This is a genomic window from Methylobacterium platani, from assembly GCF_001653715.1.
Classification (GTDB): Bacteria; Pseudomonadota; Alphaproteobacteria; order Rhizobiales; family Beijerinckiaceae; genus Methylobacterium; species Methylobacterium platani.
Window position 1 is genome coordinate 117255 of sequence record NZ_LWHQ01000006.1, and the last position, 13131, is coordinate 130385.

Annotated in this window: 12 protein-coding genes; 3 read left to right on the plus strand and 9 right to left on the minus strand. The window is 71.7% G+C overall.

The features are described from left to right. Positions 1–5 precede the first annotated feature (5 nt). The 5 genes from paaD to A5481_RS02060 all read right to left on the minus strand — a co-directional run bounded on the left by paaD (position 6) and on the right by A5481_RS02060 (position 3861). Positions 6–503 (minus strand): 1,2-phenylacetyl-CoA epoxidase subunit PaaD, encoded by a 498-nt coding sequence (paaD, locus tag A5481_RS02040; protein ID WP_048435248.1) that lies wholly within the window; start codon positions 501–503, stop codon positions 6–8. Continuing rightward, positions 497–1273, minus strand: a complete 777-nt coding sequence (gene paaC / locus A5481_RS02045; RefSeq protein WP_048435249.1) for a 1,2-phenylacetyl-CoA epoxidase subunit PaaC — start codon at positions 1271–1273, stop codon at positions 497–499. The genes paaD and paaC overlap by 7 nt, the downstream gene beginning before the upstream one ends. A 261-nt stretch (positions 1274–1534) precedes the next feature. After that, positions 1535–1822: a 1,2-phenylacetyl-CoA epoxidase subunit PaaB gene (gene paaB, locus A5481_RS02050; protein WP_048435245.1), complete on the minus strand. Its 288-nt coding sequence runs from the start codon at positions 1820–1822 to the stop codon at positions 1535–1537. A gap of 11 nt (positions 1823–1833) precedes the next feature. Continuing rightward, entirely contained in the window at positions 1834–2853 is a 1020-nt protein-coding gene (gene paaA, locus A5481_RS02055; RefSeq protein WP_048435246.1) for a 1,2-phenylacetyl-CoA epoxidase subunit PaaA, read from the minus strand. Between the two features lie 108 nt (positions 2854–2961). Beyond that, positions 2962–3861, minus strand: a complete 900-nt coding sequence (locus tag A5481_RS02060; RefSeq protein WP_064503747.1) for a PaaX family transcriptional regulator C-terminal domain-containing protein — start codon at positions 3859–3861, stop codon at positions 2962–2964. A 115-nt stretch (positions 3862–3976) separates the two neighbouring features. Here A5481_RS02060 and paaZ point away from each other — a divergent pair, with 115 nt between their 5' ends. Continuing rightward, positions 3977–6022 (plus strand): phenylacetic acid degradation bifunctional protein PaaZ, encoded by a 2046-nt coding sequence (gene paaZ / locus A5481_RS02065; RefSeq protein WP_048434624.1) that lies wholly within the window; start codon positions 3977–3979, stop codon positions 6020–6022. A gap of 57 nt (positions 6023–6079) precedes the next feature. Here paaZ and A5481_RS02070 read toward each other — a convergent pair whose 3' ends face one another. The 4 genes from A5481_RS02070 to A5481_RS02085 form a co-directional block, all read right to left on the minus strand. Beyond that, positions 6080–7318, minus strand: coding sequence for an NAD(P)/FAD-dependent oxidoreductase (locus tag A5481_RS02070; protein ID WP_425339742.1), 1239 nt, complete (start codon positions 7316–7318; stop codon positions 6080–6082). Positions 7319–7328: 10 nt separating this feature from the next. Continuing rightward, positions 7329–8225, minus strand: coding sequence for a dihydrodipicolinate synthase family protein (locus tag A5481_RS02075; protein WP_048434626.1), 897 nt, complete (start codon positions 8223–8225; stop codon positions 7329–7331). 133 nt (positions 8226–8358) lie between these two features. Next, on the minus strand, positions 8359–9066 hold the full coding sequence (locus tag A5481_RS02080) for a GntR family transcriptional regulator (RefSeq protein ID WP_048434627.1): 708 nt from the start codon (positions 9064–9066) through the stop codon (positions 8359–8361). A gap of 63 nt (positions 9067–9129) precedes the next feature. Further along, a complete protein-coding gene (locus A5481_RS02085; protein ID WP_048434628.1) occupies positions 9130–9681 on the minus strand; it encodes a cupin domain-containing protein in 552 nt (183 codons plus the stop codon). 151 nt (positions 9682–9832) lie between these two features. Between A5481_RS02085 and aptA the strand changes: the two genes are divergently transcribed. Further along, positions 9833–11164 (plus strand): omega-aminotransferase AptA, encoded by a 1332-nt coding sequence (gene aptA / locus A5481_RS02090; protein WP_048434629.1) that lies wholly within the window; start codon positions 9833–9835, stop codon positions 11162–11164. Between the two features lie 261 nt (positions 11165–11425). Further along, the gene (locus A5481_RS02095; protein ID WP_048434630.1) at positions 11426–12922 is read left to right on the plus strand and encodes a CoA-acylating methylmalonate-semialdehyde dehydrogenase; all 1497 of its coding nucleotides are present in this window, start codon (positions 11426–11428) and stop codon (positions 12920–12922) included. Positions 12923–13131: the final 209 nt, after the last annotated feature.

Consider the following 13131-nt stretch of genomic DNA (forward strand, 5'->3'; position numbering starts at 1 on the left):
GCGCCTCAGATGCACTTGAAGGAATCGAACGGCTCGCGGCACGCCGTGCAGCGCCACAGGGCCTTGCAGGCGGTCGAGCCGAACTCGGAGACCTTCTCCGTCGCGGCCGAGCCGCAATGCGGGCACGTCACCTGCTCCTCGCCGAACAAAGCCCGGCGCGAGGCTTTTCGAGCCGGCGGCGCGATGCCGTAGGCGGCGAGCTTCCGCTTGCCGGCCTCGGTCATCCAGTCGGTGGTCCAGGCCGGCGACAGCACCAGGCGCACCCGGGCGTCGGGAATGCCGGCCTCGGCGAGCGCCGTCTGCACCTCGATGCCGATCACGTCCATCGCCGGGCAGCCGGAATAGGTCGGCGTGATCGCGACCTCGACCCGGCCGTCCTCGACCGTCACGTCGCGCAGGACGCCGAGATCCGCGATGGTGAGGACCGGGATCTCGGGGTCGCACACGGTGGCGGCGGCCGTGTGCGCGCGTCGGGCCAGATCGGCGTCGGCGGGGGTCACCAGGTCGCCCCCGGATGGGCCCGCTGCAGGTATTGCAGGTCGGCCAGGATGAAGCCGAGATGCTCGCTGTGGCGCCCGGCCCGGCCGCCGCCCTGCATCCAGGTCCCGGCGGGACGGGTCAGCGTCGCCTCGCCCAGGATGTGGTCGAGGGTGGCGTCGAACTCCGCCCGCAGGGCGCGCGGGTCGGGCAGCGTCCCGGCCTCGATCAGCGCTCCTTCCGCAGGATCGACCTCGAACAATTCGCCCGTATAGGGCCACAGCTCGTCGAGGGCGGCGCGGGCGCGGGCGTGGCTCTCGTCGGTGCCGTCGCCGAGCCGGATCAGCCACTCGCCGGAATGGCGCAGGTGATAGGCGGTCTCCTTCTCGGCCTTGGCGGCGATGGCGGCCAAGGTCGCGTCGCGGGAGGCCGTCAGCGCCCGGTAGTACGGATCGACGAAGGCCGAGATCAGCACCTGCCGGACGATCGTCCCGGCGAAGTCGCCGTTCGGCTGCTCGACCAGCAGGCAGTTGCGGTACTGCCCGACCTCGCGGCGATAGGCGAAATCGTCCTCGGTGAGGCCACCGCCGGCGACCTCGGCGGCGTAGGCGTAGAAGGAGCGGGCCTGGCCGACGCAGTCGAGGGCGATGTTGGCGAGCGCGATGTCCTCCTCCAGCATCGGCGCGTGGCCGCACCACTCGGAGAGCCGGTGCCCGAGGATCAGCGCGTCGTCCGCCAGGGCCAGGATGCCGGCCAGCAGCGGGGTCTCGGTGTGGCTGAGGGAGGTGGTGGGCATGGGGGCCTCGAAGGGGATCGAGTCGCGTCGGTGGCGGATAGGGCACATCTCCCCTCTCCCGCGTGGGAGAGGGGCCGGGGGATCGAAGATCCCGCGTGAGGGTGCTACGGTTCCGCAGAAGACTCGGACCGTCCCGCTGCCAGCACCACCTTCAGCGCTTCACGCGGAACCGGGTCACCCTGCGCGATCGTCGATCGCCCCTACCCTCACCCACTCGGGAGAAGGGATCCCGCGCGAGATGAAGCGCGGGTCGGGAAGTCTTCACATATGCCCGACCTCGTCCGGCACCTCGTAGAAGGTCGGATGCCGGTAGATCTTCGAGGCGGTGGGCTCGAACATCACGTCCTTGTCGGCCGGGTCCGAGGCGACGATCGCCGCGGAGGGCACGACCCAGAGCGACAGCCCCTCGCCGCGGCGGGTATAGACGTCGCGGGCGGCCTGGAGCGCCATCGTCGCGTCGACGGCGTGGAGCGAGCCGACATGCTTGTGCGCCAGACCGTTGCGGGAGCGGATGAACACCTCCCAGAGCGGGATCTTCTGCTCGGCCATCGTCTCCTCCCTCACGCCGCCTGCTGCAGCGCGGCGGCCTTCGCGGCCTCGGCGCGGCGGGCGCGCTTGGCCGCATGCGCCATCGCGGCCTCGCGCACCCAGGCGCCGGCGGCGTGGGCGTCGCGGCGCTGCTTCATGCGCTGGCGATTGCAGGGGCCGTTGCCGGCGAGCACCTGCTTGAACTCTTCCCAGTCGATCGTGCCGTAGCGCCAGCGGCCCTCCGCCTCGTCGTAGGCGAGATCCGGGTCGGGGAAGGTCAGGCCGAGATACTGCCCTTGCGGCACCGTCGCGTCGACGAATTTCTGGCGCAGCTCGTCGTTGGAGAAGCGCTTGATCTTCCACTTCGCCGACTGGTCGGAATGCTGGCTCTCGGCGTCGGGCGGCCCGAACATCATCAGGCAGGGCCACCACCAGCGGTTCAGGGCGTCCTGCGCCATCGCCTTCTGCTCGGGGGTGCCGCGGCAGAGGGTCAGCATGATCTCGTAGCCCTGGCGCTGGTGGAAGCTCTCCTCCTTGCAGACGCGGACCATCGCGCGGGCGTAGGGCCCGTAGGAGCAGCGGCAGAGCGGGATCTGGTTCATGATCGCCGCGCCGTCGACCAGCCAGCCGATCGCCCCGATATCGGCCCAGGTCAGGGTCGGGTAGTTGAAGATCGAGGAATACTTGGCACGGCCGGCGAGGAGCTGGTCGAACATCTCCTCGCGGCTGGTGCCCAGCGTCTCGGCCGCCGAGTAGAGGTAGAGCCCGTGGCCGGCCTCGTCCTGCACCTTCGCCAAGAGCGCGGCCTTGCGCTTGAGGGTCGGGGCCCGGGTGATCCAGTTGCCCTCCGGCAGCATGCCGACGATCTCGGAATGGGCGTGCTGCGAGATCTGCCGGGTCAGCGTGCGGCGGTAGGCCTCCGGCATCCAGTCGTTCGGCTCGATCCGCTCCTCGGCGTCGATCCGCGCCTGGAACCGGTCGGCGCGCGCGGCCTCCTCGGGCCCGGCGACCGGGGCGGTGGTGTCTCTGGCGTTCAGGGCCTGCGTGTACATGGCCGCGCCTCCCTCAGCGTTGTGGCACCCAATATGTCACGGAATTTTTGGATTTCAAGGATTTTCGTAACACGTTGCGGTGCGGGAGGCCCGCCGGACGGACGGCGCTCAGGCGGCGAACCGCGCCGCGAACGCGGCCCCGGGCGGCGGCAGCGCGCCGGAATCGGTGGTGGCGTTGGCGTCGAGCCAGGCCTCCGCCGCCGGCGCGACGGTGCGGTAGATCGTGGCGCACAAGGACCGGGCCGCCGCCCCGGCCCAGTCCCGCGGCAGGAGGTCGGCGGGTAGCAGCGGGTCCTTGAGGACGGCGCGGCGGTACTCGTGGATGAGCAGGATGCGCAGCACCAGGGCGTCGAGGCCCGCCGGCGGCCGCGCCGCCACGGCCTCGCCGGCCGCCGCGAAGGTGTCCCGGAAGCGGGCGTAGCGCGCGCCCACCTCCGCCACCGGCCAGGCCCGGGCGGCGAGGCGCCGGGCGGTCTGCGGATCGTCCGGCCGGGCAGCGAGGCGCAAGATCCCCTCCCCCGAGATCCCTTCCCCCGAGATTCCCTCCCCCGAGGTCCCCTCCCCTCCGCCCGTCACGGGCATCGCCCCGATCATCAGGTCGGGCCCGAGGCTGCCGTAGCCGGCGGCCGCGAGCTCGGCCCGCCGCTCGCCGGCCCCGTCGAGGACGAGGAGGTCGAAGGCGCCCGACCAGGTCGGCGCCGCCGGGCCGTAGATCCGGGCGGTCGCCCGCGCGAAGGCGGCGGCGCCCGACGCGGTCAGGCGGTAGAAGCTGTTGCGGCCGAGCTTCCAGCGCTCGAACCACCCGTCGGCGACGAGCCGCGACAGGGCCGTGCGCACCACCCCGTCGCCGATGCGGAAGGCCCGGGTGATCGCGAGGAGCGATTCGAGCGACAGCACCCCGCCCCGCGGCACCACCGCGTCGCCGAAGACCGTGACCACCAGGGAGCCGGCGCGGATCGGCGTGCGGGCGTGGAAATGGTCGATGAGCGGCGCGAGGAGGTCGGCCATTCGGGTCCTTCGGGATCTCCCGACCCCGATAGCGGGGCGGAACCGGCGCTGTCGAGCCGTGCTTGACCAACCGGCCGGTCGGTCAATAATGAGCGCGCAAGAGCAGGAGGACGCCATGCGGCTGGAGAGCTACGTCCAGGGACGCTGGATCGCGCCGGGGGGAGACTGGACCGGTATCCGCAGCGCCGTGACCGGCGCGGTGGTGGCGGAGGTGGGAAGCGGCGGCCTCGCCCAAGGTGGACCCGGCATGGCCGAGGTGCTGGACCATGCCCGCCGGGTCGGCGGCCCGGCCTTGCGGCGCCTCACCTTCCACCAGCGCGCCGAGATGCTGAAGCGCCTCGCCGCCTTCCTCAACGAGCGCCGGGACGGGCTCTACGCCCTGTCGCACCAGACAGGCGCCACCCGCACCGACAACCTGATCGACATCGACGGCGGCATCGGGACCCTGTTCGTCTACGCCTCGAAGGGGCGGCGCGAATTGCCGAACGCCACCTTCCTGATCGACGGGGCGGTGGAGCCTTTGTCGCGCGGCGGCAGCTTCGTCGGGCGCCACGTGCTCACTGCGAAGACCGGCTGCGCCGTCCACATCAACGCCTTCAACTTCCCGTGCTGGGGGCTGCTCGAAAAGCTCGCGCCCGCGATCCTCGCCGGCGTGCCGGTGGTGACGAAGCCCGCCACGGTCACGGCCTACGTCGCGCACGCGCTGGTGCGGCTGATCGCCGAATCCGGCATCCTGCCCGCGGGCGCGCTGCAATGCGTGGTCGGTCCGACCGGCGACCTGCTCGATCACCTCACCGGCCAGGACGTGGTGTCGTTCACCGGCTCGGCCGAGACGGCGCAGCTGCTCCAGCGCCATCCGGTGATCGCCCGCGAGGCGGTGCATTTCGTGGCCGAGCGCGATTCGCTCAACGCCGCGATCCTGAGCCCCGATGCCGGGCCGGGCACCCCGGAATTCGACCTCTACGTCAAGGAGGTCGCCAAGGAGATGACCGTCAAGGCCGGGCAGAAATGCACGGCGATCCGCCGGGCGCTGGCGCCACGCGCCCATGTCCCGGCGGTGATCGAGGCCCTGAGCCGGCGCCTGGCGCAGGTGCGGATCGGCGATCCCTCCCTCGACGGCGTGCGGATGGGGCCGGTCGTGGGCCTCGCGCAGCGCCGCGACGTGCTCGCCCGGGTCGAGGCCTTGAGGACGGAGGCCGAGCTGGTCTACGGCGATCCGGCCCGGCTCACCGTCGAGGGGGCCGACCCCGAGACCGGCGCCTTCCTGCCGCCCATGCTGCTGCACTGCCCCGATCCGCTCCGCGCCGGCCACGTGCACGCGCTCGAGGCCTTCGGCCCGGTCTGCACCGTGATGGGCTACGACGGGCTGGAGGAGGCGGCGCTCCTCGCCAATCGCGGCGAGGGCAGCCTCGTCGCCTCGCTCTACACCCACGATCCGGCGGCGGCCGCCGCGCTGGTCTTCGGGGTCGGCGCCTATCACGGCCGCCTCGTCGTCCTCGACCGCGACTGCGCCAAGGAGCAGACCGGCCACGGCTCGCCGATGCCGCACATGATGCATGGCGGCCCCGGCCGGGCCGGCGGCGGCGAGGAGCTCGGCGGCGTGCGGGCGCTCAATCATTACATGCAGCGCACGGCGCTTCAGGGCTCGCCCGCGATGCTGAGCCGGATCACGGGGAGCTGGATCAAGGGCGCGCCGGAGGATGTCCGCCCCGAGCATCCGTTCCGCTGCCATTTCGAGGACCTGGAGATCGGCCGCAGCTTCCACTCGGCCGAGCGGGTGATCACGCTCGACGACATCGAGCACTTCGCGGCATTCACCGGCGACACCTTCTACGCCCATATGAGCGAGGAGGCGACGAAGGGGCACCCGTTCTTCCCCGGCCGGGTGGCGCACGGCTACCTGCTCCTGTCCTTCGCCGCCGGCCTGTTCGTCGATCCCGATCCGGGCCCGGTGCTGGCGAATTACGGGCTCGATTCCCTGCGCTTCCTCAAGCCGATCCAGCCCGGCGAGGCGATCCGCGTGCGGCTCACCGCCAAGGAGAAGTCGCCGCGCAACGCCCAGTACGGCGAGGTGCGCTGGGACGTGGAGATCCGGACGGCGGCGGGGGAGACGGCCGCGACCTACGAGCTCTTGACGATGAACGCGATGCGGGGGGCGTGAGGGAGGCCCCGCGGCCGAACCCTCCCCCCTTTGCGGGGGAGGGCTCAGGCGGGCGTCTCACCCGAACCGCCCTGCGCCCAGCGCCTGCGCCACCTCCGGCCTCCGCCCCGCCAGCAGGTCCGCCACGATCCGCCCGGTGCCGGCGCTCTGGGTCAGGCCGAGATGGCCGTGGCCGAAGGCGTAGATCACCCGGGGGCTCGCCCGCGAGGGGCCGATCACCGGCAGGCTGTCGGGGAGCGAGGGCCTGAATCCCATCCATTGCCGGCCGCCCCCGGTGCGCAGGCCGGGCAGGAAGGCCGCGGCCTTCCTCAGCATCGCGTCGGCGCGGGCGAAGTTGGGCGGGCGGTGCAGGCCGCCGAACTCGACGGCGCCGCCGACCCGGATGCCGGTCGCGAGCGGCGTGACCACGAAGCCGTGGCCGCCGAAGGTGAGCTGGCGGTGCAGGTCGAAGGCGCCGGGCGGCAGGGTCGTGTTGTAGCCCCGCTCGGTGTCGAGGGGCACCCGGTCGCCGAGGCGGCGGGCCAGCTCCCGCGACCAGGCGCCGGCGGCGAGCACGCAGGCCTCGGCGTCGCGCGACGTGCCGTCGGCGAGAGTGAGGCGCACGCCGTTGCCCGCGGGCGCGATGTCGCGCACCTCGCCCGTCGTCAGCATGGCGCCCTTCGCCGTGACGGCGGCGTGGAGCGCCAGGGCGAAACGATGCGGATCGTCGACCGTCATCCAGTGCGGCGTGAAGGTGCCGGCGACGAAGCGGGGCGACAGGCCGGGCTGCAACTCGGCGAGGCGCGCAGCCCGGACGTGCTCGAAGGCGATGCCCTCGCGCTCCCGCGCCGCCCAGCCGGGCCCGGCGGCGGCGAGCTCGGCCTCGCTCTCGTAGAGCTCGAGGTTGCCGTCGCGCCGCAGCCGCCCGGCGAGGCCGGCCTCCTCCACCATCGCCGCCATCGCTTGCGCGGCGAGCCGCATCAGGCCGGACTGGACCTGCGTCGCGTGGCGGTGCCGGTCGGGCAGGCTGGCGCGCCAGAAGCGCAGCAGCCAGGGCGCGATCCGCGGCAGGTAGGCGGGCGGCAGCGCCAGGGGCCCGAGGGAATCGAGCATCCAGCGCGGCGCCCGCCGCAGGATGCCCGGCGAGGCGAGCGGCAGCACGTCGGTGAAGGCGAGCGCGCCGGCATTGCCGAGGCTCGCTCCCTCGGCGACGCCGCCGCGCTCGATCAGCCGCACCCGCCAGCCCTCGGCCAGCAGGTGATGGGCGGTTGCGAGGCCGACGATGCCGGCCCCGACGATCACGACCTCGCGGGCCAAGGCGATGCCCTTACGCGGCGAGCGTCAGGGAGGGGCGGCGCTCCAAGGCGGTGCGGACGATCGCCTCGACGGCGGCCCGGCGCTCGCCCGAGAGCGGCTTCCTCGGCATGCGGACGTGCTCGGTCGAGCCGATCGCCAGCGCCTCGGCGAGCTTGATGTTCTGGACGAGGAAGGTCGAGACGTCGAGGTCGAGGAGCGGCCGGAACCAGCGGTAGATCTCGAGGGCTTCCGCGGTGCGCCCGGCCTTCATCAGCCGGTAGATCGCCACGGTCTCCTGCGGGAAGGCGACGACCAGGCCCGCGACCCAGCCGACCGCGCCGACGCTGAGCGCCTCGAAGGCGAGGTTGTCGACGCCGGTCAGCACCGCGAAGCGATCGCCGAAATGGTTGATGATCTCGGTGGTGCGGCGGATGTCGTCGGAGGATTCCTTGATGGCGACGAAGCGCGCGTCGGCGGCCAGCCGCTCCATGATCCGGGGCGTCACGTCGACCCGGTAGGCGACGCGATTGGAATAGATCATCACCGGCAGGTCGCCGGCGGCGGCGACCGCGCTCAGGGTCGCGACGGTCTCGTCCTCGTCGGTGTGGTAGATCGGGCTCGGCACCACCATCAGGCCGGCGGCGCCGGCCTTGGCCGCACGCGCGGCGAGCGCGCAGGCCTCGCGGGTGCCGGCCTCGGACACGGTGAGCAGCACCGGCTTGCCTCCGGCGACCGACCGGGCGGTCTTCAGCACCTCCAGCCGCTCGTCGGGCGACAGCATCGGGCCCTCGCCGAGGGAGCCGCAGACGATCAGGCCGTCGCAGCCGGCCTGCATCTGGAGCGCGAAGCAGCGCTCCATCTCGGCGTGGTCGAGGGCGCCGTCGGCGGTGAACTTGGTGGTGACGGCGGGAATGACGCCTGTCCACATGGGTCTGTCTCCTCTCCGGGATTCCCCGGTGTCGCGTAGACCCGTGGCTTCTCGCGCGGGTCGGCCGCGCTCACGCCGGATCGGGCGCCCTCGCGGCTCTCGATTCGCAGATTGTATAAAATATGCGCGCGGATCAAGCCGGAGAGACGGCGGAGCGGCGATAAATCTCGATCAGCGACCGCCCGGCATGCTCGACATGGATGCGCAGCAGGTTGGCCGCCGCCGCCACCTCCCCCGCCTCGCAGAGGTCGAGGATCGTGGTGTGCTCCATGTCGGCGCGCGCCACGTCGCCGGTGACGGAGAGCTGCAGCCGGGTCGGGCGGTCGCAATCCTGGAGCAGGCCGGCGATGATCGCGAGCGAGCGCGGACGGCCGGCATGGCGCAGCAGGCCGAGATGGAAGCGGCGGTTGAGCTCGCCCCAGAGCTCGATCCGGCCGGCCTTGAGGGCGGCGCCGTACTCGTCGCGCAGGGCGCGCAGCTCCGAGAAGTCGTCGGGCGTCAGGTGGCGCGCCGAGAGGATCAGCAATTGCGGCTCGAGCGAGACCCGGAGCTGGAAGATGTCCTCGATCTCCTCGACGGAGAGCCCCGAGACCACGGCGCCGCGATGCGGCACGATCTTCACGAGGCCGCCGGCCTCGAGCTGCAGCAGGGCCTCGCGGATCGGGATCCGGCTGATGCCGAATTCCTCGGCGAGCGCGTCCTGGCGCAGCTGCAAGCCCGGCGCGAGGGCGCCCGAGAGGATGCGCTGGCGCAGGGCGTCCGCCACCGCCGCCGAGACGGTGCGATGGCCGAGCCCCCCGGCGACGGACCGGGTTCCGCGCGCGCCTGCCGTCACGGCCATGCTCTCAACTCCACCTGCTCGCTCGAAAGGCATATTGTATACGATCAGGGCTTGGCAAGCCGGTCAGAAGGTCGGCGGGGTGCAGGCGCTGACGACCTCGCAGGGATGCGGGCCGACGCAGCGGAAGCGGTGCGGCCGGCGGCTGGAGAAGTAGTAGGCGTCGCCGGGCCCGAGCACCCGGCGCTCGTCGTCCACCGTCACCTCCAGCCGCCCCGAGAGCACGATGCCGCCCTCCTCGCCGTCATGGACGAGCGGCACCCGGCCGGTATCGGAGCCGGGCTCGTAGCGCTCCTTCAGCAGTTGAAGGGCGCGGCCGAACAGGGTGTCGCCGACCTGGCGGTAGGAGATCCGGCCCTTGCCGATCTCGACCAGTTCCTCGCTCGCATAGAACGCCTTCTCGGTCCGCTCCGGCGTCAGCGAGAAGAACTCGGCGAGCCCGATCGGCACCGCGTCGAGGATGCGCTTGAGGGCGCCGACCGACGGGTTGGTCTGGCCCGATTCGATCAGCGAGATCGTCGAGTTCACCACCCCGGCGCGCTTGGCCAGCGCCCGCTGCGACAGGCCGTGCAGGATGCGCACGTGGCGCAGGCGCGCCCCCACCTCGTCGTTGGTCACGCCGGCTCCCTGTTGAGGCTGTTGCGGCTCGGGCAACACCTTAACCGGGACACGAGGTCCGTCAAAGGGTTGCGGGGGGCGAGAAAAGGACTTGTTGGCCTTGCCGGAACGGTCTTGTCTGGCGGCGCCCGCGCCCCAGGAGCCATCCGCCATGAACGCCCATCCGCCGCGCCTCAACCGCCCGAGCCTCGACGCCTACTGGATGCCGTTCACGGCCAACCGCCAGTTCAAGGCGGCGCCGCGCCTCCTCGTCGCCGCGGAGGGCATGCACTACACCGCCGACGACGGCCGCACGGTGCTCGACGGCACCGCGGGCCTGTGGTGCGTCAATGCCGGCCACGGCCGCCGCCGCATCGCGGAAGCCGTCGAGCGCCAGCTCTCGACCCTCGACTACGCGCCCTCGTTCCAGATGGGCCACCCGATCGCCTTCGAATTCGCCGAGCGCCTGGCGGCGATCGCGCCGGGCGGCGTCCTCGACCGGGTGTTCTTCACCGGCTCGGGCTCGGAATCGGTCGATACCGCGCTCAAGATCGCGCTGGCCTATCAGCGCGCCATCGGCCAGGGCACCCGGACCCGGGTGATCGGGCGCGAGCGCGGCTATCACGGCGTCGGCTTCGGCGGCATCTCGGTCGGCGGCCTCGTCAACAACCGCCGGATGTTCCCGCTGCTGCCGGGCGTCGACCACCTGCGCCACACCCACGATCTCGCCCGCAACGCCTTCGTGCAGGGCCAGCCCGAGCACGGCGCGGACCTCGCCGACGACCTCGAGCGGCTGGTGGCGCTCCACGGCGCCGAGACGATCGCCGCGGTGATCGTCGAGCCGGTGGCGGGCTCGACCGGCGTGCTGGTGCCGCCGAAGGGCTACCTGGAGCGCCTGCGCGAGATCGCGACGAAGCACGGCATCCTGCTGATCTTCGACGAGGTCATCACCGGCTTCGGCCGCCTCGGCGCGCCCTTCGCCACCGACTATTTCGGCGTGACGCCGGATCTGATCACCACCGCCAAGGGGCTGACCAACGGCACGATCCCGATGGGCGCGGTCTTCGCGACCCGCGCGGTCCACGACGCGCTGATGCACGGGCCGGAGGGCGCGATCGAGCTGTTCCACGGCTACACCTATTCGGGCCATCCGGTCGCCTGCGCGGCCGGCCTCGCCACCCTGGAGATCTACGCGGAAGAGAACCTGCTCACCCGTACGACGCAGGTCCAGGCGCAGTGGCACCAGGCGATGCACGGCTTGCGCGACTGCCCGCACGTGATCGACATCCGCACCATCGGCCTCATCGCCGGCATCGAGCTCGAGTCCCGCGAGGGCAAGCCCGGCGCGCGGGCCTACGACGTCTTCACCGACTGCTTCGAGAAGGGCCTCCTGATCCGCGTCACCGGCGACATCATCGCCCTGTCGCCGCCGCTGATCGCGGAAGCGGAGCATATCGACACGATGGCCTCGATGCTCGGCGAGGCGTTGCGCCGGGCGGCGTAGGACCCATTCCCGACGGACACGACACCGTCCACGTCGTCCCGGGGCCGCGCGAGCGGAACCCGGGATCCATGACCGCTCACGTGTCCGGATGAGGCGAACAGCGTTCCGCCTCGTCCTTCGTCATCGGCGGCCATGCGTCGTCGGCGGTCAGGGATCCCGGGTTCCCGGCAAGCCTCGCCCCGGGACGACGCGGTGCCCTCCGACAAGCCCGGATCGATCCGCATCCGGTCCGCGAGACTATCATCAGGACGACCACACCCTATGAACACCATCGGACACTTCGTCGGCGGCAGCCAGACCCCCGGCCGCTCGGGCCGCACCGCGCCGGTCTTCAACCCGGCCACCGGCGAGCAGACGGGGATCGTGGCCCTCGCCAGCACCGACGAGGTCGGAGCCGCGGTGGCGGCCGCCCGGGCCGCCTTCCCGGCCTGGGCCGCCACGCCGCCCCTGCGCCGCGCCCGCATCCTCAACAAGTTCCTGCGCATCCTCGAGGACCGCACCGACGCGCTCGCCGCGGTGATCACCGCCGAGCACGGCAAGGTGCTCTCCGACGCCAAGGGCGAGATCCAGCGCGGCATGGAGGTGGTCGAGTTCGCCACCGGCGCGCCGCAGCTCCTCAAGGGCGAGATCACCGAGAATGTCGGCACCCGCGTCGACAGCAGCTCCCTGCGCCAGCCGCTCGGGGTCGTGGCCGGCATCACGCCGTTCAACTTCCCCGCCATGGTGCCGATGTGGATGTTCCCCGTCGCGCTCGCCTGCGGCAACTGCTTCGTGCTCAAGCCGTCCGAGCGCGATCCCTCCGCCGCCCTGGTGATGGCCGAGTGGCTGAAGGAGGCAGGGCTCCCCGACGGCGTGTTCTCCGTGGTGCAGGGCGACAAGGAGGCGGTGGACACCCTCCTGCATCACCCCGACGTCTCCGCGGTGTCCTTCGTCGGCTCGACCCCGATCGCCAAGACCATCTACGAGACTGCGGCGCGGACGGGCAAGCGCGCGCAGTGCCTCGGCGGGGCCAAGAACCACATGGTGGTGATGCCCGATGCCGACATGGACCAGGCCGTCGACGCCCTGATGGGCGCCGCCTACGGCTCGGCCGGCGAGCGCTGCATGGCGATCTCGGTGGCGGTGCCGATCGGCGAGGACACCGCCGACCGGCTGATGGAGAAGCTGGTGCCGAAGGTGCGCGCGCTCAAGGTCGGGCCCGGCACCGACCCCGAGGCCGAGATGGGGCCGCTCGTCACGGCGCAGCATCGCGACAGGGTGAAGGGCTACATCGACCGCGGCGTTACTGAGGGCGCCGAGTTGGTGGTCGACGGCCGCGGCCTGTCGCTCCAGGGCTACGAGAACGGCTACTTCGTCGGCGGCACCCTGTTCGACCGGGTGACGCCCGAGATGACGATCTACAAGGAGGAGATCTTCGGGCCGGTCCTCGCCGTCGCGCGCGCCGCCGATTACGAGACCGCCGCCCGGATGATCAACGAGCACGAGTTCGGCAACGGCACGGCGATCTTCACCCGCGACGGCGACGCGGCGCGGGAATTCGCGCACCAGATCCAGGTCGGGATGGTCGGCATCAACGTGCCGATCCCGGTGCCGATGGCGTTCCACTCCTTCGGCGGCTGGAAGGCGTCGCTGTTCGGCGACCACCACATGCACGGGCCGGAGGGCGTGCGGTTCTACACCCGGCTCAAGACCATCACGACCCGCTGGCCCACCGGCATCCGCGCCGGCGCCGAGTTCGTGATGCCGACGATGAAGTGACGGCACAGTGACCCCGGCGCTCGTCCCGCGGGACGGGCGCCGCGCGACACAATGGAGCCCGGGACGCCCCAGCGGTGTTCCGGGTTCTTTTTTGCGATCTCGCGAAAGCATTCTCCGACGCAACGGATGCCTGCTTGTCGAAGAAATCGCAGATAGATCAATAATCTTGAGAGCTTCGCGATCGCAACGCCCACGGTCCACGACACGAG